Annotated in this window: 18 protein-coding genes; 10 read left to right on the top strand and 8 right to left on the bottom strand. The window is 72.1% G+C overall.

Annotated elements, in window-relative coordinates:
• Positions 1 to 12 precede the first annotated feature (12 nt).
• Complete coding sequence (locus ACFY3C_RS11725; protein ID WP_386574495.1) at positions 13 to 825, top strand: ABC transporter ATP-binding protein; 813 nt, start codon at positions 13 to 15, stop codon at positions 823 to 825.
• Here the strand turns inward: ACFY3C_RS11725 and ACFY3C_RS11720 are convergent.
• On the bottom strand, positions 809 to 1156 hold the full coding sequence (locus ACFY3C_RS11720; RefSeq protein ID WP_386574496.1) for an SCP2 sterol-binding domain-containing protein: 348 nt from the start codon (positions 1154 to 1156) through the stop codon (positions 809 to 811). The genes ACFY3C_RS11725 and ACFY3C_RS11720 overlap by 17 nt on opposite strands.
• Before the next feature lie 42 nt (positions 1157 to 1198).
• On the opposite strand from ACFY3C_RS11720, the gene ACFY3C_RS11715 reads away from it, so the two are divergent.
• The 6 genes from ACFY3C_RS11715 to ACFY3C_RS11690 all read left to right on the top strand — a co-directional run bounded on the left by ACFY3C_RS11715 (position 1199) and on the right by ACFY3C_RS11690 (position 7255).
• Positions 1199 to 1504: a hypothetical protein gene (locus ACFY3C_RS11715; protein WP_386574497.1), complete on the top strand. Its 306-nt coding sequence runs from the start codon at positions 1199 to 1201 to the stop codon at positions 1502 to 1504.
• 7 nt (positions 1505 to 1511) lie between these two features.
• Positions 1512 to 2327 (top strand): TlyA family RNA methyltransferase, encoded by an 816-nt coding sequence (locus tag ACFY3C_RS11710; RefSeq protein ID WP_386574498.1) that lies wholly within the window; start codon positions 1512 to 1514, stop codon positions 2325 to 2327.
• Positions 2324 to 3241 carry an NAD kinase gene (locus ACFY3C_RS11705; protein WP_386574499.1) on the top strand — a complete coding sequence of 306 codons (918 nt, stop codon included), beginning with the start codon at positions 2324 to 2326 and terminating at the stop codon, positions 3239 to 3241. The genes ACFY3C_RS11710 and ACFY3C_RS11705 overlap by 4 nt, the downstream gene beginning before the upstream one ends.
• 39 nt (positions 3242 to 3280) lie before the next feature.
• A complete protein-coding gene (recN, locus tag ACFY3C_RS11700) occupies positions 3281 to 5023 on the top strand; it encodes a DNA repair protein RecN (protein ID WP_390770610.1) in 1743 nt (580 codons plus the stop codon).
• 10 nt (positions 5024 to 5033) lie between these two features.
• A complete protein-coding gene (locus ACFY3C_RS11695) occupies positions 5034 to 5789 on the top strand; it encodes a hypothetical protein (RefSeq protein WP_390770609.1) in 756 nt (251 codons plus the stop codon).
• Between the two features lie 329 nt (positions 5790 to 6118).
• Positions 6119 to 7255 carry a glycosyltransferase family 4 protein gene (locus tag ACFY3C_RS11690; RefSeq protein ID WP_390770608.1) on the top strand — a complete coding sequence of 379 codons (1137 nt, stop codon included), beginning with the start codon at positions 6119 to 6121 and terminating at the stop codon, positions 7253 to 7255.
• Here ACFY3C_RS11690 and ACFY3C_RS11685 read toward each other — a convergent pair.
• The 7 genes from ACFY3C_RS11685 to ACFY3C_RS11655 all read right to left on the bottom strand — a co-directional run bounded on the left by ACFY3C_RS11685 (position 7252) and on the right by ACFY3C_RS11655 (position 17522).
• Complete coding sequence (locus ACFY3C_RS11685) at positions 7252 to 8901, bottom strand: PucR family transcriptional regulator (RefSeq protein WP_390770607.1); 1650 nt, start codon at positions 8899 to 8901, stop codon at positions 7252 to 7254. The two genes, ACFY3C_RS11690 and ACFY3C_RS11685, sit on opposite strands and share 4 nt — an antisense overlap.
• A gap of 49 nt (positions 8902 to 8950) precedes the next feature.
• The gene (locus tag ACFY3C_RS11680) at positions 8951 to 10333 is read right to left on the bottom strand and encodes an FAD-binding oxidoreductase (protein ID WP_390770606.1); all 1383 of its coding nucleotides are present in this window, start codon (positions 10331 to 10333) and stop codon (positions 8951 to 8953) included.
• A gap of 90 nt (positions 10334 to 10423) precedes the next feature.
• The gene (locus ACFY3C_RS11675; protein WP_390770605.1) at positions 10424 to 11041 is read right to left on the bottom strand and encodes an SUKH-4 family immunity protein; all 618 of its coding nucleotides are present in this window, start codon (positions 11039 to 11041) and stop codon (positions 10424 to 10426) included.
• Between the two features lie 57 nt (positions 11042 to 11098).
• Positions 11099 to 12787 carry a nucleic acid/nucleotide deaminase domain-containing protein gene (locus ACFY3C_RS11670; RefSeq protein WP_390770604.1) on the bottom strand — a complete coding sequence of 563 codons (1689 nt, stop codon included), beginning with the start codon at positions 12785 to 12787 and terminating at the stop codon, positions 11099 to 11101.
• A 170-nt stretch (positions 12788 to 12957) separates the two neighbouring features.
• On the bottom strand, positions 12958 to 14646 hold the full coding sequence (locus ACFY3C_RS11665) for a hypothetical protein (protein WP_390770603.1): 1689 nt from the start codon (positions 14644 to 14646) through the stop codon (positions 12958 to 12960).
• 37 nt (positions 14647 to 14683) lie between these two features.
• The gene (locus ACFY3C_RS11660; protein ID WP_390770602.1) at positions 14684 to 15553 is read right to left on the bottom strand and encodes a nucleic acid/nucleotide deaminase domain-containing protein; all 870 of its coding nucleotides are present in this window, start codon (positions 15551 to 15553) and stop codon (positions 14684 to 14686) included.
• Positions 15554 to 15719: 166 nt separating this feature from the next.
• Positions 15720 to 17522 carry a glycoside hydrolase family 15 protein gene (locus ACFY3C_RS11655; RefSeq protein WP_386575002.1) on the bottom strand — a complete coding sequence of 601 codons (1803 nt, stop codon included), beginning with the start codon at positions 17520 to 17522 and terminating at the stop codon, positions 15720 to 15722.
• 527 nt (positions 17523 to 18049) lie between these two features.
• On the opposite strand from ACFY3C_RS11655, the gene ACFY3C_RS11650 reads away from it, so the two are divergent.
• The 3 genes from ACFY3C_RS11650 to ACFY3C_RS11640 all read left to right on the top strand — a co-directional run bounded on the left by ACFY3C_RS11650 (position 18050) and on the right by ACFY3C_RS11640 (position 22677).
• Positions 18050 to 19699: a CTP synthase gene (locus ACFY3C_RS11650; protein ID WP_390770601.1), complete on the top strand. Its 1650-nt coding sequence runs from the start codon at positions 18050 to 18052 to the stop codon at positions 19697 to 19699.
• A 112-nt stretch (positions 19700 to 19811) separates the two neighbouring features.
• Entirely contained in the window at positions 19812 to 20438 is a 627-nt protein-coding gene (locus ACFY3C_RS11645) for an NUDIX domain-containing protein (protein ID WP_386574511.1), read from the top strand.
• A 163-nt stretch (positions 20439 to 20601) separates the two neighbouring features.
• Entirely contained in the window at positions 20602 to 22677 is a 2076-nt protein-coding gene (locus tag ACFY3C_RS11640; protein ID WP_390770600.1) for a tetratricopeptide repeat protein, read from the top strand.
• Positions 22678 to 22742: the final 65 nt, after the last annotated feature.

Below are 22742 nucleotides of genomic sequence, written 5' to 3'. Positions count from 1 at the left end.
CGAAGGAGCACTGTGAACCGCCTGTCCGCCGAGAAGGTCACGCTCGCCTACGACCAGCGGGTCATCGCCGAACAGCTGTCGGTGGAGATCCCCGACAACTCGTTCACGGTGATCGTCGGCCCGAACGCGTGCGGCAAGTCGACGCTGCTGCGGGCGCTGTCGCGGATGCTCAGGCCGACTGAAGGCCGCGTGCTGCTTGACGGGCAGGTCATCCAGTCGATGCCCGCCAAGAAGGTCGCCCGGACCCTCGGCCTGCTGCCGCAGTCGTCCATCGCGCCGGACGGGATCACCGTCGCCGACCTCGTCGGCCGCGGCCGCTACCCGCACCAGGGCATCCTGCGGCAGTGGTCGGCCGAGGACGAGCGGGTCGTCCAGGAGTCCATGGCGCAGACGGGCGTCGCCGAACTCGCCGACCGGTACGTGGACGAGCTGTCCGGCGGCCAGCGCCAGCGCGTGTGGATCGCCATGGCGCTCGCCCAGCAGACCCCGCTGCTGCTCCTGGACGAGCCGACCACCTACCTCGACATCCAGCACCAGATCGACGTCCTCGACCTGTGCGCGGAGCTGCACGAGACCCAGGGCCGCACCCTGGTCGCCGTCCTGCACGACCTCAACCACGCCGCCCGGTACGCCACCCACCTCATCGCCCTGCGCGGCGGCGAGGTGATCGCAGAGGGCGCACCGAACGACATCGTGACGGCCGAGCTGGTCGAGGAGGTCTTCGGGCTGCGCTGCCAGATCATCGACGACCCGGAGACCGGGACCCCGCTGGTGGTGCCGGCCGCCAGGAAGGCGCGTACGGCGCGGGTTACAGCAGCTTCCTGAGCCGGAACAGGTCCAGCAGGTTCGCCTCCAGCCGCACCCGGCCCGAGCCCCAGGCGGTCGCGAAGTTCAGCTCGCCGTTCACCAGAGCCACCAGGTCGTCGCCGGCCATGGCGAGCCTGATCTGCGCCTTCTCGCGCGGTGGCCCCTGGTGCGTCTCGTCCACCTCGATCCGGCCGCCGGTGAGCCGGCCGGCGAAGGTGACGGCCAGGTCGGTGATGTGGCAGCTCACGGAGCGGTCCAGGGCGGCGGCCGCGCGAACGTCGCCCTCGGCGCCCTGCATGTTGTCCGAGAGCTTTCCCAGTGCGGCGCGGCACTCCTCGATCGTGGCCATCGCGCACGACGGTACCCCAGCGGTTCGGGGTAGCGTCTGGGCATGAGCGAGTCCGTGTCAGAGGCCGAGGTCGGCACCGAGTTCATGGCCGGGGCGGAGGCAGTGGCCGATGTCGAGCCCGAGTACGACCCCGCCGCCCCCGCCCCCCTGGACGTCCCCCGCACCCCGACCGGCAACGCCGAGGTCGACGCCCAGCTGGAGCGGCTGGGCGACACCGACCACCTCGCCACCGACGGACATCTCGAGGTGTACGAGGATGTACATCGGGGGCTGCGCGACGCGCTCACCGCGCTCGACGCCCGCCCGGGACCTCCGGTGCCCCCGTCGTCGTATCAGAGCAGGAGCTGAACCGAACGTGGCAGGAGTCGCACGCCGCCGTCTGGACGCGGAGCTGGTCCGCCGGAAGCTCGCGCGCTCGCGCGAGCACGCCAGCCAGCTGATCGCCGCCGGGCGGGTCACCGTCGGCAAGACCGTGGCGACCAAGCCGGCCACGCAGGTGGAGACCGCGGCGGCGATCGTGGTCCAGTCCGACGACAGCGATCCCGACTACGTGTCGCGCGGCGGGCACAAGCTCGCGGGCGCGCTGGAGGCTTTCGTACCGCAGGGGCTCGTGGTCGAGGGGCGGCGCGCGCTGGACGCCGGCGCGTCCACCGGAGGCTTCACCGACGTCCTGCTGCGCGCGGGCGCCGCGCACGTGGTCGCCGTGGACGTCGGATACGGCCAACTCGCGTGGTCTCTCCAGAGCGATGAACGCGTCACCGTCAAGGACCGTACGAACGTACGCGAGTTGACGCTCGAGGCGATCGATGGGGAACCTGTGGATCTTGTCGTGGGTGATCTGTCCTTCATCCCGCTGGGGCTGGTGCTGCCCGCCCTGAAGCGGTGCGTGAAGCCGGACGCCGACCTGGTGATGATGGTCAAGCCGCAGTTCGAGGTGGGGAAGGAGCGGCTCGGCAGCGGGGGTGTCGTACGGAGTCCGCAGCTGCGGGCGGAGGCCGTGCGGGGGGTGGCCGAGAAGGCCTGGGAGCTGGGGCTCGGGGTGCGTGGAGTCACCGCCAGTCCGCTGCCCGGTCCCTCGGGCAATGTCGAGTACTTTCTCTGGCTGCGGTCCGGCGCCCCCGAACTGGACCCGGCCGACGTTGACCGTGCAGTGGCGGAGGGGCCGCGTTGACACAGAACCGAGCGCGTACTGTTTTCCTGCTCGCCCACACCGGGCGTCCCGCGGCGATCCGCAGTGCGGAACTCGTGGTCAAGGGACTGCTGGGGCAGGGCATCGGGGTGCGGGTGCTGGAGGAGGAGGCGCGCGACCTGCCGCTGCCCGAAGAGGTCGAGCTGGTCAAGGAAGCGACACCGCAGTGCCTCGACGGCTGTGAGCTGCTGATAGTGCTCGGCGGCGACGGCACGCTGCTGCGCGGCGCCGAGTTCGCCCGGGCGTCCGGGGTGCCGATGCTCGGCGTCAACCTCGGCCGGGTGGGGTTCCTCGCGGAGGCCGAGCGGGACGACCTCGATCGGGTGGTCGACCGGGTCGTCGCGCGGTCGTACGAGGTCGAGGAGCGGATGACCGTCGATGTCGTCGTGCACCGCAACGGGGACATCGTGCACACGGACTGGGCGCTGAACGAGGCGGCCGTGCAGAAGGCCGGCGCCGAGAAGATGCTCGAGGTCGTGCTGGAGATCGACGGGCGGCCGGTTACCGCTTTCGGGTGTGACGGGATCGTGCTGTCGACACCGACCGGGTCCACGGCGTACGCGTTCTCCGCCGGGGGGCCGGTGGTGTGGCCCGAGGTGGAGGCGCTGCTGATGGTGCCGATCAGTGCCCATGCGCTGTTCGCCAAGCCGCTGGTCACTTCGCCGGATTCGGTGCTTGCCGTGGAGGTTCTGCCGCACATTCCGCCCGGGGTGTTGTGGTGTGACGGGCGGCGGACCATCGAGTTGCCCCCCGGAGCGCGGGTGGAGGTGCGGCGGGGAGCCGTGCCCGTCCGGCTTGCTCGGTTGCATCACGCTTCGTTCACGGATCGGCTCGTGGCCAAGTTCGCGCTGCCGACCCATGGGTGGCGGGGAGCGCCGCACCACTCGCCGGAGTGAGATAGGCGGGCCGTGTGCACTCGCCCGCCCGGACCTCGTATGGTCTGTTCCGTGTTGGAGGAGATGCGGATACGGTCGCTCGGGGTCATCGACGATGCTGTCGTCGAGTTGTCGCCGGGGTTCACCGCCGTCACCGGTGAGACGGGTGCGGGCAAGACCATGGTGGTCACCAGCCTCGGGCTGCTGCTCGGTGGGCGGGCCGACCCGGCGCTCGTGCGGATCGGGGCCGGGAAGGCGGTCGTGGAGGGGCGGATCGCCGTCCCCGCGGGTGCCGCGGCCGTCGTACGTGCCGAGGAGGCCGGGGCCGAGCTGGACGACGGTGCCCTGCTGATCAGCCGTACCGTTTCCGCCGAGGGGCGCTCGCGGGCGCACCTGGGCGGGCGCAGCGTGCCCGTGGGGCTGCTCGCCGAGCTGGCCGACGACCTGGTGGCCGTGCACGGGCAGACCGACCAGCAGGGGCTGCTGAAGCTGTCCCGGCAGCGGCAGGCCCTGGACCGGTACGCGGGCGACGGCGTCGCCGTGCCGCTGGCCAGGTACACCGAGGCCTACCGGCGGCTGCGGGCGGTCTCCGTCGAGCTGGAGGAGATCGTCACGCGCGCGCGTGAGCGCGCCCAGGAAGCCGACATGCTCCGGTACGGGCTGGAGGAGATCGCGGCCGTGGAGCCGCGGGCCGGGGAGGACGTGGAGCTGGCCGAGGAGGCGGAGCGGCTCGGGCACGCCGAGGCGCTGTCGTCCGCCGCCACCGCCGCACACGCCGCCCTGGCGGGCAATCCCGAGGACCCCGAGGGGATCGACGCCTCGACCCTCGTCGCGGGCGCGCACCGGGCCCTGGAGGCCGTCCGCTCCCACGATCCCGCGCTCGCCTCCCTCGCCGACCGGATCGGTGAGGTCGGGATCCTGCTCGGTGACGTGGCCGGCGAGCTGGCCGGGTACGCCGACGACCTGGACGCCGACCCGCTGCGGCTGGCCGCCGTGGAGGAGCGCCGGGCTGCGCTGACCGGCCTCACGCGCAAGTACGGCGACGACATCAACGCCGTTCTCGCCTGGGCCGAGCAGAGTGCCGCACGGCTCACCGAGCTGGACGGCGACGACGAGCGGATCGACGAGCTGACCGCCGAGCGGGACGCGCTCCGTACCGAACTGGGCGGGCTGGCGCAGGCGCTGACGGACGCCCGGACGGAGGCCGCCGAGCGGTTCGCCGCCGCGGTGACCGCCGAGCTGGCCTCGCTGGCGATGCCCCACGCGCGCGTGTCCTTCGACATCCGGCAGACCGAGGACCCGGAGGGCGTCGAGGTCGACGGGCGCACGGTCGCGTACGGGCCCGCGGGCGCGGACGAGGTCGAGCTGCTGCTCGCCCCCCACCCGGGCGCGCCGCCGCGGCCCATCGCCAAGGGCGCCTCCGGCGGTGAGCTGTCCCGAGTGATGCTGGCCGTGGAGGTCGTGTTCGCGGGGACCGACCCCGTGCCGACGTACCTCTTCGACGAGGTCGACGCCGGTGTCGGCGGCAAGGCCGCGGTGGAGATCGGGCGGCGCCTGGCGAAGCTCGCCAGGACCGCACAGGTCGTCGTGGTCACCCACCTGCCCCAGGTCGCCGCCTTCGCCGACCGTCAGCTGCTGGTCGAGAAGACCAACGACGGCTCGGTCACCCGCTCCGGCGTGAAGGTCCTGGAGGGCGAGGAGCGGGTCCGCGAGCTGTCCCGGATGCTGGCCGGCCAGGAGGACTCGGAGACGGCGCGTGCGCACGCCGAGGAGCTGCTGGCCACGGCCCGAGCGGATCTGTGACGCTGTCGGGATGATCGACCGCGCCCGAAGGTCCCGCTCGTTCCTGCTGTCCGCCGCGCTCACCCGGGCCGGCCACGCGCTCCTGCGCGCCGAGCCGCCCGGCGGGCGCGAGCGCTGGGAGCGGAAGAACTACGCCGGGCGGACCGTCGGGCTGTACGCCGGGCCCGCCGCAGCTCTCGGCACGGCGGTCGCCGCCGCCCGGGTGCACCCCGGTGCCGGGCTCGCGGTGCTGGCCGCCGGGGCATGCGGGGCTTACGACGACGTCGCCGGGGCCGGGGATCCGCGGCGCGGGTTCCGGGCACACCTGGGTGCGCTGCGGGACGGAGAAGTCACCAGCGGGGCCGTGAAGTTGTTCGGGATCTCCGCCGCCGGGCTGGTGGCGGGTGCCCTGATGAAGGAGCGGCCCCTCGACAAGGTGCTGGCGGGTGTCGTGATCGCCGGGGCCGCGCACTTCGTGAACCTGGTCGACGTACGGCCGGGGCGGGCCGCCGGTGCGGTCCTCGCGCTCGGGGCGCCGGGGCTGCTGCGGAACGGGCCGGGCGGGGAACTGACCGCGGTGGCCCTGGGCGGTGCCGCTGCCGTGCTGCCCGACGACCTCCGGGAGCGCGTGATGATCGGTGACGCCGGGGCGCACGCCCTGGGGGCGGCGCTCGGTGCCGCCGTGGTCGCGTGCAACCGGCGCGCGGGGTTGCTCGCGCACGCCGTTACCGTAGTGGCGGCCGCGGCGTACGGGGACCGGGTGAGTGCCGGGGTGCGCGCGCTGTGAGCCTCTGACCTCGCGGTACGGGCGCACGGGCCGGTGCGTCCAGCCGAGGCCTTCTTCACTCGTGTGGGTGACGTGCTCCGGCGCACTGCTCCGGCCCGCCGCGCTGTGCGCCTCCCCGGATTACCCGGAACGGCCGTACGTCCTGGCATGCTTGGCAGGGAACGCAGGGCGGGCGGCGGGTCGACGCAGCGCGGGTGCGGGTCGAACGCGGTCCGCGCGGGAGGCGCGCGGTACGTCCTTCCGCTCCTCTCCGCCCGATACCTTCAGTACGTTTCTTCCTTCAGTACTTTCTTTGTGACCGCCCGCGCCGAGTCAGGAGCCCCGGCCTCGTGAGCCCCGTGAGCAGCAACGCACCGCACGGCCAGCCGGCGCTGCGCACCGTGCAGGTGCTGGGCGGAGGCAACGCCGGCAGCAGTGCACACGTGCGCTCCCTGGCCGAGGGGCTCGTCGCCCGGGGCGTGCGGGTCACAGTGTGCGCCCCCGTCGAGGCCGATCACGCCTACGACTTCACCGGGGCCGGCGCCGACCATGTGCACGTGCCGCGCAGCAGCGACCCGGGCTCCGTGGCCGCGCTGCGGGCGGCCTGCGCCGACGCCGACCTGGTGCATGCGCACGGGCTGCACGCCTCCTTCCGCGCCGTGCTCGCGCTCAGCGGGCGCCGCACCCCGCTCGTGGTCACCTGGCACAACCGGGCCCGGGCCGAGGGCGCGCGGGCGCATCTGCTGCGGCTGCTGGAGCGGCGCGTGGTCAGGACGGCCGCCGTGGTGCTCGGCACCACCTCCGACCTGGTCGACCGGGCGCGCCGGACGGGCGCCCGGGACGCCCGGCTCGCGGCCGTGGGCCTGCCCGGGCGGCGCCGCCCGGTCGACCGCGAGGACCCCGACCGGCTGCGCCCCAAGACCCGCGCCGAACTCGGCGCCACCGGACGCCCGTTGCTCATGGCGGTCGGCTCCCTCGACCGGGAGCGCGGCTACGACGTCCTGCTCGACGCGGCCCGCGCCTGGCGGGACCTCGACCCGGTACCGCTGGTCGTCGTCGCGGGGGAGGGGCCGCTGCGGCCGGAGCTGCAGCGGCGGATCGAGGACGAGGAGCTGCCGGTGCGGCTCGTCGGCCGCCGCGAGGACGTGCCCGAGCTGCTCGCGGCCGCCGATCTCGCGTTGCTGACCAGCAGTTGGGAGTCCCGGTCCGTCCTCGCCCAGGAGGCGCTGCACGCGCGCGTGCCGCTCGTAGCGACGCGCGTCGGCGGCGTCCCGGACCTCGTCGGCGACGCCGCCGAACTCGTCCCGTACGGCGACGCGGAGGCGCTCGCGGACACCGTCGTACGGCTGCTCGCGGATCCGGAGCGGCGCGAGCTGCTGCGGGAGCGGGGCACCCGGCAGGCGGCGACCTGGCCGACGGAGGACGAGACCGTCGCCCAAGTGCTCAGTGTCTATGACGAGTTGACCCAGCCGCAGCCGCTCGCTTAGGGCACGTGCCGGCGGGCCCGCAGGGCGAGGCTCAACGCCAGTACGGTCTGCGGGTCGTCGAGGTCGGTGCCCAGCAACTCCCCGATGCGGGCGAGCCGGTTGTAGAGGGTCTGGCGGTTGAGGTGCAGCTCGCGGGCGGTCTCCGCCTTGCGGCCCGCGTGCGCCAGATAGGTCTCCAGGGTGGGCAGCAGCGGCGGCTTGGAACGGTGGTCGTGGTCGCGCAGCGGGCCGATCGCGCGGTCCACGAAGGCCGCCAGGTCCGGGTGGTCCCGCAGCCGCCACAGCAGCAGGTCGATGTCCAGCCGGCGGGCGTCGTACCAGGGGCGGTCGGTCAGGCCCTGCGCCGCCGTCGCCGTCTCCGCCGCGTGCCTGAGGCCCGCCGACGCGGCCGCCCAGCCACCGGCCACCCCGACCACCACGACCGGCGGCGGGGCGCCCGGCCGCTGCATCCCGGCCCGCTCGACGCCCGCCCGCAGCGCCGCCGCCACCCGGTCCGCGACCGCGGAGCGCTCCGACTCCGAGCGCAGCCCGAGCAGCACCGGTACCCGGCCCTCGACCGGCCGCACACCCAGCAGCACCGGCACGCCCACCGCGGCCAGCTCCTCGGCGACCGCCCGCGCCAGCACCGCCCAGCCGCCGCCGGGGGAGAGTGAGTCCCCGACCCGCATCACCACGGGCAGCAGCGGGCTGTTGCCGGGCTTGAAGCCGAGGACCCGGGCCTGCGCCGGGGCGTCCTCGGCGGTGATACGGCCCTCGGCGAGGTCGGTCAGGAAGTCGCCGCGCCCGCGCGCCGCCAGCTCCTCCTCCTGCCGGGCCTGCATCAGCACCACGGCCAGGATGCCCGCGGCCCGCTCGGCGGCGATCCGGTGCACCGGAGCCAGTGGCGAGCGCACCGGCAGCAGTACCAGCCGGGCCCGTACCGACCCCGGCCCCGCTCCCGGCCCGCCGCCGGGCACGTCCACGAGCACCGAACCGGCGGGCGGCGGAGCGTCCTTGTGCGGACCCCGCAGCCCCTCCCACACCTGCAGCGGATCCGCCCCCTCGGGTCCGGACCCGGCGGCGTACAGCAGTCGGCCGTCCACCGTCTCAAGGAACACCGGATTGGCGCTGAAGTCGGCCAGGATGCCCAGCACCTGCGGCACCCCGCCACCGCCCAACAGCGCCTCGGTGCACCGCCGGTGCACCTCCTCCGCGCGCTGCAGCAGCGCGTAGTGGCCGTTGACGATCTCGGTGTGGATCTCCTCGGTGACGGTCACGAACGGCACCTCGCGATGCAGCTGGACCAGCGGCAACCCCGCGCTGCGGGCGGTGTCCACCAGGGCGGCCGGCAGCCGGGTGAAACGCGGGCCCAGCTCCACCACCAGCGCGGCGATCCCGCGCTCGGCGAGCGTGCGCACGAACGCGCGCTGCTCGGCCGGGCGGGTCCCGAGGCCGTAGCCCGTGGTCAGCAGCAGTTCGCCGCCCTTGAGCAGCGAGGCGATGTTCGGCACCTCGCCCGCGTGCACCCAGCGGACCGTGCGCCCCAGCCGGTCGGCGCCCGCGAGGATCTCCGGGAGCCCACTGCGCAGTCCCGGCAGCTCCAGCGCCCGTTGAACGGTGATCCCGGCGCCCTGAGTGGCGAATCTGCTCTCCGTACCGCTGTCCATGGAACGGACGCTACCTGCGCAAACGCCCGGACGACAGCTCGGGAGCCGGCTACACCGGACGGATGTTGTGGTTGAAGCGGAACACGTTGTCGGGGTCGTACGCCCGCTTCACCTTCTCCAACCGCAGCAGGTTCCCGGCGCCCAGCCCCGCGCGCACCCGCTCGGCGCCCTCATCGCCGATGAAGTTCAGGTACACATCGCCCGTGCTCCACGGCCGGACGTTCGCGCGGACGTCCCGCACCCAGGCGAGGGCCCGCTCGTCGTCGGCCGGGTCCTCCCAGACGGCGAACGGGTGCACCGCCCAGGGCGCGTCCCGGTACGGCACCGGGTACTCGTGCGGACCTGCGGCGATCGCACCGCCCTGCGGGAAGACGAGGTGCTGGCTGGCGGTCGGCACGGGCATGCCCGCGGCCCGGGCGCAGTAGACGTCCACCAGCTCGTCGGGCAGACCCGCCAGGTACTCGGCCGACCAGTGGTTCCGCAGGCCGGGCGGGACATCCAGCATGCACTGCAGGTCCACGTAGGGCACCGCGCCGACCAGCTCCGACTCGTGCGGCAGCGCCAGCAGCGGCTCGGCCAGCTTGCGCAGATCCGCCTCGCCGCCGGCGTACGTCAGCAGCGCGGCGCACACGAGCCGCCCGACCAGGTGCTCCGGTACGAACTTTGCGGGCGGGCCGGTGAGGTACAGCACCGCGCCGCCCAGCTCGTCGGGGCCGGTGCCGAGGACGTCCCGGAAGGTGCGGACCGCGTCCCGGCCGGCTTCCGGCAGGTACAGCAGCAGGGCGACGGCGAACTCGGGCAGCTCGTGCAGCTCCAGAGTGAGCGCGGTGGCGACGCCGAAATTGCCGCCGCCGCCGTGCAGGGCCCAGAACAACTCGGGGTTCTCGTCGGCGTTGGCGTGCACCTGCTCGGCGTCTGCGGTCACCAGTTCCACCGCGATGAGGTTGTCGACGGCCAGGCCGAAGGCGCGGTCCAGCCAGCCGGTGCCACCGCCCAGCACGAACCCGCCGACGCCCGTGGACGACATCCGGCCGCCGGTGGTCGCGAGGCCGTACGGCTGGGTGGCCCGGTCCAGCAGGCTCATCGTGGCGCCGCCCTCGACCCGGACCGCCTCGCCGGCCGGATCCACGGTCACCCGGTGCATCCGGCGCAGGTCCACCACGAGCGCGCCGTCGCCCAGGGCCGTGCCGGCCACACTGTGCCCGCCCCCGCGCACCGCGATCGGCAGGTCGAGATCCCGTCCGAAGCGCACCGCCCGGACCACGTCAGCCGCGTCCGCGCACTGCGCGATCACGGCCGGACGCTTGTCGATCATCCCGTTGAAGACGGCACGTGTGTCGTCGTAGCCCGCGTCCCCGGGGGCGAACACCTCGCCGGCCAGATCCTCGCGCAGCGCGGCGAGAGCCGCGCCCGCCTTCGAGAGGGAAGCCATGGCCGCCCCCTTCCGCAGAGGGGGTAGTTCGCTTCCAGCCTAGGCAGGCCCGGTCACCCGGTCACCCGGACACGCCTCGAACGGACCGCATCACCCGCGGAGCGAGCGGGCTGCCGGGCTGTCGCCCCTGAAGCGCTGGCCCATGGCGATCTCGTCGCCCACTACCGACCAGACGGTCTCGTCGTCCTGGAAGGGGAGCGGGTCAATGCTGCTCGTCTCCTCACGGACGCGATCGACCTCGGCGTCCAGGCGCTCGAAGTCGGCTTCCTCCTCGGCCTCGTCGCCGCTGAAGGTGAACTCGTCGAGCAGGCGCTGCAACCGGAGGGTGACCTGGACGAGGGAGGAGACGTCCGTGTGGAGTTCCTGCACGGTCTCCTCGTCGGCGTCGAAGGCGAGCACCTTGCCGGAACCGGGGTCGAGGGCGAGGTGCGCATTGAGCAGCCAGCCGATGACGGGCCAGTCACCCGCGCCCTCCGCGGCGTCCTCGAAGTCCTCGATGTAGACGACGTCCTGGACGAGGGGCAGCAGGCCGTCCTCCTCGTCGGGCTGACGCAGCGTGAGCGTCCCGGTGGGGGCGCCGACGGTCTGGAGGAGGCGGGCGCCCTCGGTGTCCGCGGCGGCGGGCGGGAAGGCGGTGGCGGGGATGGTCGCGAGCCGGTCCTCGCCGAAGATGTCGACGAGTTCGCTGCGGGTGATGTCGAAAAGCACTGCCGGAACTCCGAACTCGGCGGCGGCATGGGCGCCGTGAAACTTTCAGTGGACGGGTTACGGAACGAACTTGTTGTCCGAGGGTGAGAGGTTCAGCACTGTATCAGTGCGTCCGCCGGCAACACCGTGCTGATCCCACTGGTCTTCCAGCCACTTGACGTAGGCGCGGTGTTCCCGGTCCTTCTTGTACTTGCTGAGCTCTGTGCCGTCCGGCCCCTTTTCGGACTGGTCGTATTTCGCGCTGTGGGTGACCTCGAGATGGTCGGGGAATTCCCGCGCGAGATATTTGTCGCACTTCGGATTCTTCTGGCAGGGCTCACGTTCCGTGTAGAGCTGGCTGACGTTGCCCTCGTGGCCCTTCTTTATCAGCGGGTGTCCGATGGAGCGTTCGGAGTGCGCCTTACCGCTGGCGCCGACCAGGATGAACCGGTTCCCCTTGCCGTCGTCGTACAGCGCCGAGGCGTAGTTGCCGCCGGAGATGTAGGAGCCGGGGCGTTCGGTGCGGTTGGCGTAGCGGCCGAGCTGGGTGGCGCGGGCCAGCTCGGTGGAGCCGGGCGCGACCTTCTTGGAGTCGACCGTCTCGCCCTTGCTGGGCTTGTCCGGGCGCTGCTTCTCCCCCTTGTTGTTCCACGGGTACCAGGCCTTGTCGCCGAGTACGTTGTTCACGCCGGAGGAGTCGTTGTGATGGACGGGACTGGTGGTCCCGTCGTGGTGCAGCTGGCGGATCGAACCGTCGTCACTGAGAAGGTACATGGGCGTGTCGCCCTCATGCTTGGCCTTCTTGACGTCGACCTTGTCGGCCTCCTCGCCGACGTCGTGGTCCTTGCGCTTCTGGTGCCGGGAGGCGCCCTTCACACGTTCCGGGAAGGTGTCGGTGACGTGGTGGGTCACCTTCTTGGCGGCCTTCTCCATGCCTTCGATGGCATCCTCGAGGATGCCATCGAAGGCCTTGGTGAAAACGTCCTTGCCCTTGGTCCTGCCGAAGGTGTGCTTCGATTTGCCGAGGTGGATCTGGGACTGGCTGCCCATGTCGGTGCCCTTGCGGGAGACCTTGCCGGCGCCGTCCTCGAACTCGGCGTGGTCGATGACCGTCTTCTTGCCCCCGCTGCCGGAGCCGCCGCTGTCGCCGCCCGCGGAGGCCAGTTGCATGCCGCCCGGGTTGGCACCGGGGTGGAAGGCTCCCTCGGCGAGGTCGAGGACCATGTCCGAGATGAGTTCCTGGAGTTTGCCGGTGACGGGCTCGGTGACCTTCGCGATGAGTGCGTCGACTATCTGATCGACCGCCTCGTCGATGAGCCGCTTCACGATGGTGCGCATCAGCGCGATCTCACCGGCGGCGGCCGCGGCGGATATGCCCAAGGTCAGGGGGGTGGCGGCGAGTTCGGCGACGATGGTGCCGGCGAGTACACCGAGTTCGACGCCCGCCTTGACCTTCATGCCGCGGATGATCTGGCCGACCCCGTCGCAGGCGTCCGCGAACAGCCGTGCCACCTCGGGGATCTTCTCCAGGTGACTGGTCTTCACGTGCGACCAGTGACTCTGCATGGACTCCACGGCCCAGCCCTCGGAGGAGTTGAGGATGCGGGTCACGGCTTTGTGTGCGTCGCCGCCGTGGCCCTCGAACTCGTCGGCGAAGTCCCGTATGGACGTCGCCATTTCGAAGTAGTCGTCCTCATCCACATTGGGCCAGTTGACCCCGATGAGGTCGAGTGCCTCGTCGATGATGCTCGGCAGTACCAGACCCATGGCCGCGTGCTCCGTCCCCCGTCGACTGCTGCATCTCCTGCCCCCAGCTAACGGGCAGGTTGTCAGGTGCACAAGAGTAAACGGGCCGCGTCACAGCTCTGTGACAAGAGACCCATCTGACGGGGACGGCAACGGAGTTGACGTGTCCGCCGTTCACCGCGCGGCAGCCGTCACCGCCCCCGCATCCGCACGAGTGCCTCGTCCGTCCCCACCACCAGGTCCCCTTCCGCCGTGAAGGCAAGGGCGTGGGCCTGGCTGCCGGGGTGGAAGGTACGCAGCCGGTCGTCGTCCAGGGCGCGGTGTTCGACGAGGCCGTCGGCCCAGGCGATCGCGAGGACGAGCCCGGCGTCGGTCGTCGCCACCGCCACCGCGTTGACGGCGCAGTTGCGGGCGGCCACCGGCTCGGGCATGGGGTCGGTGTGGGGGGCCCAGGCGCGTACGGTGCCGTCGGCGCCGCCCGTGTACAGCAGGATGACGGTGTCACCCGCCGCGGAGACGGGCAGGGCGGTCCCGGCGACCGCGGTGACGCGCCCCCGGTGCAGAGTGGAGGTACGCGGCTCGGCGCCGACGGTCACCACGTGCACCGTTCCAGCGGCGTCACCGAGGACGACACGGTCCCCGACGCCGGTCAGCGCGGTGACCGTCTCCTGCTGACGCTGCGTGTACTCCTGTACGGCTTTGCGGAGTTGCTCCTGCACGGAGAGGCCGTCGTCGAGGAGGGCGGCGAGCCCCTTGGGCTTTGCGGACTCGGCGGCACGCTGGGCGTGCAGAAGCCCGTGCTCGTCGAGGACGCTGACGGTGCCGTCGCCGTGCTCGGCAATGGCGCGGACGCCGGGCGCAGAGTGCGGGAGACGTCCGGCGGAGCGGGCGCTCTCCGCGTCGAGGACGCGCACGGTGCCCTGGTGGTCGGCGACGACGAGCTGCCCGGCCAGGGGGCCGGTACCGGCCGCCAGGGAGCGGACCGGGCCGGGCCACGGCGGGGTGACGTCGCCGCGCACCCGATGCCAGACGACGGTCCAGGAGGCGTCTTGAGCAGCGGAGTCGAGGGCGGCGGGCAGTCGCGGATCACCGGCGTCACCGAGGGCGGTGAGCAGGACCAGGGCGCGTTCGGCGGCCGGCTGTTCGCGGGTCAGGGAGGCGCCGGCCCGCAACCAGGCGGCGCGCAGTCCGCCGTGGCTCTCCGTGGAGCGTTCGTACGCGGTGGTCACGCTCCAAGGGTCGGCGGCGCAGACCGAGGCGGGATCGTTCAGGTCGAACGGCTCCTCCGGCTCCGGGTCCTGCCCCGCGACCCCGGCCGGGCCGACGGGGTGGGCCGCGTCCCAGGACGCGCGGAGGGCCTCGTCGGTCCACCGGGGCTCGTCCAGGTCCATGCGGGCGCAGGGTCCGGCGGTGAGCGCCTGCTCCCATTCCGTACCGGAGCGGACCTCGACAAGTACCCGGATGTGCTCCAACGAGGCCATGTCCAGGGCGAGTTCGACCAGGGAGCCGGGCTGCTCGGCGGAGTGAAGTTCGGGCAGCGCGATGACGGTGCGGCGCCGGTCGGCGGCAAGCGCGGCCAGCAGGTCGCCCGGGGAGCGGGCGGCGATCGACAACTGTTCGCCGAGCATCCAGGCGGCCGTGGTCGCGGTCTGGCCGGGCAGCGGTACGAAGCCGTGGATGCGGCGTTCGCTGACGGTGCCGGGCCGGGTGCCGTGGCCGATCAACCAGGCGAGGAGCCGCGACTTGCCGCTGCCCTCGGCGCCGGTGATCACGGCGAGGCCGGGGGCGCGGGGGTCGCCGAGCCAGGAGAGCAGGGCGGCCGCGGCGGGCTCCCGCCCGGAAGCGGGCCGGAACCAGCGCTGGGCGGGATCGGCGGTCATGAACCCCCCTCCGTTGCTGCGGCACCCGGGCGGCGAATCACTGCCGGGCCTGCTGCGCGGCGTAGGTGATGAGTTCCTTGAGGCCTTCCTCGCGGGACTCCGCGGTGTCGCCGTAGTCGAAGCTGTGCGTGAACTCGGCATGCGGGAGGACGGCCTGGAGCCAGGCGGAGCAGTAGTGGCCCGGCATCATGCACGGTTCCAGTTCGCAGTAGACGCGGCGGACCTGCTCGGGCTCCACCCCGGCGGAGGAGAGCTGCTGCCACAGCAGCTCCTCGGGGTGCAGGCGGCCGGGACCGGTCTGGGCGGTGACGATCTGCTTCGCGCCGTCCTTGTTGACGTACTCGAAGGCCGACGAGAAGGGGAAGCTGAGGGTGTGGCGGACGTCGTCGAGCACCCGCGACCACCAGTTCTCCCGGTCGGCGACGGCCGCTGGGTCGATCTGCCGGATCTCCCGGACCAGCGCGGCGAACGTCTCGGCGGCGGACTGGAGTCCGTCGGAGGCGGCGATCACCGGGAGGGCGCGGTCCAGGACGGCGGCGCAGTGGGTGAAGGCGGCAATGTCCGAGTTGACGAACAGGGCGGCTTCGCCGCGACCGAGGAAGAGGGCCTGTACGGAGCCGTCGGTGCGGACACACAGGTTCGCCAGCCGGTCGGTGCCGATGCGCACCCACTCCGCCCAGTCACCCTGCAGGGCGACGCCACGGTGCCCGGTGTACATCCCGAGGGTGGGCCCGTCGGTGTCGTCCGCCGCGATGAAGTACGGGCCGACGTGCAGCGGCACACCGACCTGCGCGAGGTGGGTGCGGGCCGAGGCCGGCACGGTTCCGTACGAGGCAGGCACACTGATGCGGCGCAGCCCCTGGGGGCCGAACTGTGCGACGGCGGGGTCCGAGGGGAGCTCGGGCATCACAGACCTCTCATGGCGGCGGACTTACCGGCTCCACCCTATGCGCAGGGATTCGCTCACGGCAGGGACCTCGACGCCGACGCCCAGCGAAACTGCACGCTGACAAGGGAGGCCTCCAACGCCCGCCCGGGATCAGGGGGTTCATCCCTGTCCCGAAACGCTCCGCTCAGCCTCCGTACGCCCCGGACGCCGTCAGACGCAGCGCGGTGTCGATCAGCGGAACATGACTGAATGCCTGCGGGAAGTTGCCGACCTGGCGCTGCAGGCGCGGGTCCCACTCCTCGGCGAGCAGACCGAGGTCGTTGCGCAGCGCGAGGAGCTTCTCGAACAGCTTGCGGGCCTCGTCCACCCGGCCGATCATCGCCAGGTCGTCCGCCATCCAGAACGAGCAGGCCAGGAAGGCGCCCTCGTCGCCCGGCAGGCCGTCGACGCCCTCGTCCTCGCCCTCCGTCGGGTAGCGCAGGATGAACCCGTCCGAGGTGGACAGCTCGCGCTGGATCGCCTCGATGGTGCCGATCACCCGCTTGTCGTCCGGCGGCAGGAAGCCCATCTGCGGAATCAGCAGCAGCGAGGCGTCCAGCTCCTTGGAGCCGTAGGACTGGGTGAACGTGTTGCGCTCCTGGTCGTAGCCCTTCTCGCACACGTCCCGGTGGATGTCGTCGCGCAGTTCCTTCCAGCGCTCCAGCGGGCCGTCCGCGTCACCGGACTCGATCAGCTTGATGGTGCGGTCCACCGCCACCCAGGCCATCACCTTCGAGTGCACGAAGTGCCGGCGCGGGCCGCGCACCTCCCAGATGCCCTCGTCCGGCTCCTGCCAGTGGTCCTCCAGGTAGCGGATCAGCTTCAGCTGGAGCAGGGAGGCGTAGTCGTTGCGGGCCAGACCCGTCATGTGCGCCAGGTGCAGGGCCTCGGTGACCTCGCCGTACACGTCCAGCTGGAGCTGGTGCGCCGCGCCGTTGCCGACCCGGACCGGGGCGGAGGCCTCGTAGCCCGGCAGCCAGTCCAGCTCGGCCTCGCCCAGTTCACGCTCGCCCGCGATGCCGTACATGATCTGCAGGTTCTCCGGGTCGCCGGCGACCGCGCGCAGCAGCCACTCGCGCCAGGCCCGGGCTTCCTCGCGGTAGCCCGTGCGCAGCAGCGAGGACAGGGTGATCGCCGCGTCCCGCAGCCAGGTGTAGCGGTAGTCCCAGTTGCGGACGCCGCCGATGTCCTCGGGGAGCGAGGTGGTGGGGGCCGCGACGATGCCGCCCGTCGGGGCGTACGTCAGCGCCTTCAGGGTGATCAGCGAGCGGATCACCGCCTCGCGGTACGGACCGTGGTACGTGCAGTGCTCGACCCACTCGCGCCAGAAGTCCTCCGTCGCCGCCAGCGACTGCTCCGGCTCCGGCAGCGGCGGCGGCTCCTTGTGCGAGGGCTGCCACGAGATGGTGAACGCGATCCGGTCACCCGGGGCGACCGTGAAGTCGGCGTAGGTGGTCAGCGACTTTCCGTAGGTCTCGGCCTCCGTGTCGAACCAGACCGAGTCGGGTCCGGCGACCGCCACCGTCCTGCCCTCGTGCTTGTGCACCCAGGGCACCACCCGGCCGTAGGAGAACCGCATCCGCAGCGCGGAGCGCATCGGCACCCGGCCGGTGACGCCCTCCACGATCCGGATCAGCTGCGGCGCGCCGTCACGCGGGGGCATGAAGTCCGTCACGCGCACGGTGCCGCGCGGGGTGTCCCACTCCGACTCCAGGATCAGCGAGTCGCCGCGGTAGCTGCGCCGGGCGGCCGTGGGGGGCTGCGCGTCGGCCGCGTGCGCGGGGCCGAGCCGCCAGAAACCGTGCTCCTCGGTGCCCAGCAGGCCGGCGAAGATGGCATGCGAGTCGAAGCGGGGCAGGCACAGCCAGTCGACTGTGCCGTCCCGGCAGACCAGTGCCGCGGTCTGCATGTCTCCGATGAGTGCGTAGTCTTCGATGCGCCCGGCCACGTGCAACTCCAGTCGAACGGCCACGTCGCCCCCGCACAGGGGGGCTGTCGCTAGTGCGGTCAAGGGGTCGTTGTTGTGCGTCGTTGAGCGGTGAAGCAAAGCAGCCCGCCGAGCCCTGAGGCAACACGACAGTCTTTGCTCAACGAACTGCCGCGCTCTCGTTGTTCCGGGTGATGCTGGCGGGGGTGTGCCGTCGGTCCGGCCCGGCTCGGCAGTGAGTGTCCGAGCAGGATACGACGCACGTAGATGATCTGCGTGCCGCTCCGGGCAACCCGTGTGGGCCGAACGAGTGACCAGCGGGTTATATCGATGTGACCACTGTGCACCTGTGTATACGCATGTGGCGCCGTCCCGTGTCGGTACGAGCGCGGAGCGTGGCCGGAAGCCATCCCGTCCAGGCGCTGATACGCTGGTAGCCCGTGGACCGGTGGGCGACAAACCCCCGAACCGCAGCGACGGCACCTCCGGAAATCACCGGGCGGCAGCCGCACAGCACAGACAGCGACCACGGGAGCCCCCTCTTGGCCATGCCGCCGAAATCTACGACGACCAAGCACATCTTCGTCACCGGGGGTGTCGCCTCCTCGCTCGGCAAGGGCCTCACCGCCTCCAGCCTGGGCATGCTGCTCAAGGCCCGTGGCCTGCGCGTCGTGATGCAGAAGCTCGACCCGTACCTGAACGTCGACCCGGGCACGATGAACCCCTTCCAGCACGGTGAGGTGTTCGTCACCAACGACGGCGCCGAGACCGACCTGGACATCGGCCACTACGAACGCTTCCTCGACCGCGACCTGGACGGCTCCGCCAACGTCACCACCGGTCAGGTCTACTCCACGGTGATCGCCAAGGAGCGGCGCGGCGAGTACCTGGGCGACACCGTGCAGGTCATCCCGCACATCACCAACGAGATCAAGCACCGCATCCGGCGCATGGCCACCGACGAGGTGGACGTCGTCATCACGGAGGTCGGCGGCACGGTCGGCGACATCGAGTCGCTGCCGTTCCTGGAGACCGTCCGCCAGGTCCGCCACGAGGTCGGCCGGGACAACGTCTTCGTCGTCCACATCTCGCTGCTGCCGTACATCGGCCCCTCCGGCGAGCTGAAGACCAAGCCGACGCAGCACTCCGTCGCCGCCCTGCGCAACATCGGTATCCAGCCCGACGCGATCGTGCTGCGCTGCGACCGCGAGGTGCCGACCGCGATCAAGCGCAAGATCTCGCTGATGTGCGACGTCGACGAGGCCGCCGTCGTCGCCTGCCCGGACGCCCGCTCGATCTACGACATCCCGAAGGTCGTGCACGCCGAGGGCCTGGACGCCTACGTCGTGCGCAAGCTCGACCTGCCCTTCCGGGACGTGGACTGGACGACGTGGGACGACCTGCTCGACCGCGTCCACAACCCCGACCACGAGATCACCCTCGCCCTGGTCGGCAAGTACATCGACCTGCCCGACGCCTATCTGTCGGTCACCGAGGCGCTGCGCGCGGGCGGCTTCGCCAACAAGGCCCGCGTCAAGATCAAGTGGGTCACCTCGGACGACTGCAAGACCCCGGCCGGGGCCAAGGCGCAGCTCGGCGACGTCGACGCCATCTGCATCCCCGGCGGCTTCGGCGACCGCGGTGTGCTCGGCAAGGTCGGCGCCATCCGCTTCGCCCGCGAGAACAAGATCCCGCTGCTCGGCCTCTGCCTGGGCCTGCAGTGCATCGTGATCGAGGCCGCGCGCAACCTGGCCGACATCCCGGACGCCAACTCCACCGAGTTCGACCCGGCCACCGCCCACCCGGTGATCTCCACCATGGCCGAGCAGATGGACATCGTCGCGGGTGAGGGCGACATGGGCGGCACGATGCGGCTCGGCATGTACCCGGCGAAGCTGGCCGAGGGCTCCATCGTGCGCGAGGTGTACGACGGCAAGGAGTACATCGAGGAGCGGCACCGTCACCGCTACGAGGTGAACAACGCCTACCGCGCGGAGCTGGAGAAGAAGGCCGGCATCCTCTTCTCGGGCACTTCGCCGGACGGCAAGCTCGTCGAGTACGTCGAGTACCCGCGCGACGCCCACCCCTACCTGGTCGCCACGCAGGCGCACCCCGAGCTGCGCTCGCGGCCGACCCGTCCGCACCCGCTCTTCGCCGGCCTGGTGAAGGCCGCCGTCGAGCGGAAGAATTCCAAGTAACACACCAGTTGTACGGTGGCCGGGGTGCATACCTTCAAAGGTGCGCACCCCGGTTTCACTTGTGCCGGTTTTTTGGCCGGTCTTTTTGAAAGCATGTGTGGGAGGACAGGGCATGACGATCAAGGACACCCCCGAGGAGTGGGAGATCCGGGCGACGGAAACCCCCTTCCGGGGCAACAAGACCTCCGTCCGCACGGACGACGTGGTCATGCCCGACGGCTCCGTGGTCCGCCGCGACTACCAGGTGCACCCCGGCTCGGTCGCCGTGCTCGCCCTGGACGAGGAGGACCGCGTCCTGCTCATCCGCCAGTACCGCCACCCGGTGCGGCACAAGCTGTGGGAGATCCCGGCCGGCCTGCTCGACGTGCCCGGCGAGAACCCGCTGCACGGCGCCCAGCGCGAGCTGTACGAGGAGGCGCACGTCAAGGCCGAGGACTGGCGGGTGCTGACCGACGTGTACACCACCCCCGGCGGCTGTGACGAGGCCGTACGGATCTTCCTCGCCCGTGATCTGTCCGAGGCCGAGGGGGAACGCTTCGAGACGGAGCACGAGGAGATCGACATGGAGTACGCGCGCGTGCCGGTCGACGAGCTGGTGCGCCTGGTGCTCGCCGGTGACGTGCACAACAACTGCCTCGTCGTCGGCGTCCTCTCCCTGGTCGCGGCCCGCGGCGGGGAGGGTCTCGACGCGCTGCGCCCGGCCGACGCGCCGTGGCCCGCGCGCCCTTTCGAGTCCTGAACCCGCCCGTCCGCGCATTGGTGTGACGATCGCCTGATCCGATCGAGGGACGTGCCCGCCGTGCTCTTCCCGGAACGTCGCAGAGCGTGAACTAGGCTCTGGAAAACGCCCGTACCGGAAGATCCGGCGGGCTTGCGCGTGCGGTGGGACGGGAGCGTGGCCCGTGACGGATCAGGCGGTGGACACAGGCGGCGGGCGGCTGTCGGCGCACCCGGTCACGGCGGACCATTTCCTGGGCCGCACACGGGAGTTGAAGGGACTGCGCGCCGACATCGAGCGCGCGGGCCTGGACACCCTCTCCGGCCGCAAGGCACCCCGCGCGCGCGTGCTCCTCATCGCGGGCCGCCCTGGCTCCGGCCGGACCGCCCTGGCCGAGGAACTCGTACGACACGTCGCCGAGCGTTACCCCGACGGAGTGCTGCGCGCCCGGCTCAGCGAGCCCGACGGCACCCCCGTACCGATCGAACGCACCGCCCGCGAGCTGCTCGCCGCGCTGGATGTGCAGGCACTCCCCGGGGCCGCCGAGGACGACCTGACCGAGGAGCTGCGCGCGGCCCTCGCCGAGCGGCGGGTCCTGCTCCTGCTGGACGACGCGGCCGGTGCCGAGCAGGTCGACGCGCTGCTGCCGGACGCCCCGGACTGCCTGGTGGTCGCCGTCTCCGGCGGCCCGCTCACCGGCATCGCGGACGTCCGCCCCTGCACCCTGGGCGGCCTCGACACCAAGTCCGCGGTGGAACTCCTCACCCGCTACACCGGCTCGGTCCGCATCACCGTCGACCCGCGCTCCGCCGAGAGCCTGGCCGAGGCGTGCCAGGGCCACCCGGCCGCGCTCACCCTGGCCGGCGGCTGGCTCGCCTCCCGGCCCCAGGCGGCCGTCTCCGACCTCGCCAAGCGGATGCACACCGACGCCCTCGCGGGCGCCGAGGGCGCCGACAGCACCCCGCTGGCCCGTGTCTTCCGGCTCGTCCACGACCAGCTGGCGGGCTCCGCGGCCCGGATACTGCGACTGCTCTCGCTGGCCCCGGCCGGCCTGATCGACCCGCACACCGCCTCGGCCCTGGCCGGCTGCTCGGTGGGTGCGGCCCGCGCCGCCCTGGACGAGTTCGTCCTGCTCGGCCTGGTGCGCGCGGTGGACTCCCCGCTGCCCGAGTACGACATCCCCGGCTGTCTGCACCCGCTGCTGCGCTCCTTCGCCGAGAGCCAGGAGCGCCCGGCGGAGCTGCAGCTGGCCCGCGCCCGCATGCTGGAGCGGACCGTACGGCTGCTGCAGTCGTGCCGGGCGATCACCGAGACGGACAGCCCGCAGGCCCGGGAGAAGCTGCAGGAGATGCCCAAGGCGCTGCGCTTCCCCACCCCCCGGGCCGCCGAGGAGTGGCTGCGGGTGCGCCGGCCCGCCCTGCTGGCCGCCGTCCGCGTGGCCGTGGCCGACGGTGAGCTGGACACCCTCGCCCGCCGGCTGATGTCCCAGCTGGTCAGGGCCATGGCAGCGCACTTCGGCACGCAGGCGGCCGCGCCCGACCTGTACGGCGTCCACGGTCTGGTCCTGGATGTCGCCGAGCGGCGCGGGCTGCACCGGGAGCGGGCCGCGGCCCTGCTGAACCTGGGCGATCTGGACGCGCAGACCGGCCGCACCCGGGACGCGCTGGCCCGCTACCGGGCCGCCCTGGACGCCGGACGCGAGGCGAATGACCCGTACGCGACCCGCCGCGCGATGGAATCCGTAGGCGGCGCGTACCAGGAGCTGGGGGACTACGACCGGGCCGCCGACTGGTTCGGCCGGGCCCTCGCCGAGCGGCTGGCCCGCGGCGAGCGCACCGAGGCCGCCCGGCTGTACGGCCGGATCGCCACCGCCCACACCTACGCGGGCCGCTACGGCGAGGCGCTCAGGAACTGGCGGGCGGCCGTCGCCGGGTACCGCAAGGACGGTGATGTCGCCGCGCACGCCCGGGCGTTGAGCGAACTGGCCCGGGTCCAGGAGTACGCGGGGCGGCCCGAGGAATCGCTGCGCACCTGCCAGGAGGCGGTGGAGTGGGCGCGGCGTGCCGACGAGGTCCGGCTGCAGGCCGCGCTGCAGCTCAGGCTGGCCGACACCCTGGACCGGCTCGGCGACCCCACGGCCGCCCGCCTGCACCGCGCGACGGCAGAGCGCATGCTGAACGAGGAGCACCCGGAGGAGGACTCCGGCCCGGATCAGGACGCAGACGCCTGCGAAATCCGTAGTGCATCCAGCAAAGATTGATGCAATGAAAGGCTAGACACTCGGAACACCTTCATTAAACTGGCTCTGCCGCTCGTTCTCCTGCG

The sequence above is a fragment of the Streptomyces sp. NPDC001410 genome (assembly GCF_042895235.1).
In the GTDB taxonomy this organism is placed as follows: domain Bacteria; phylum Actinomycetota; class Actinomycetes; order Streptomycetales; family Streptomycetaceae; genus Streptomyces.
Note: the sequence above shows the minus strand (reverse complement) of the source record. Positions and strands in the feature narration are given on the sequence as shown.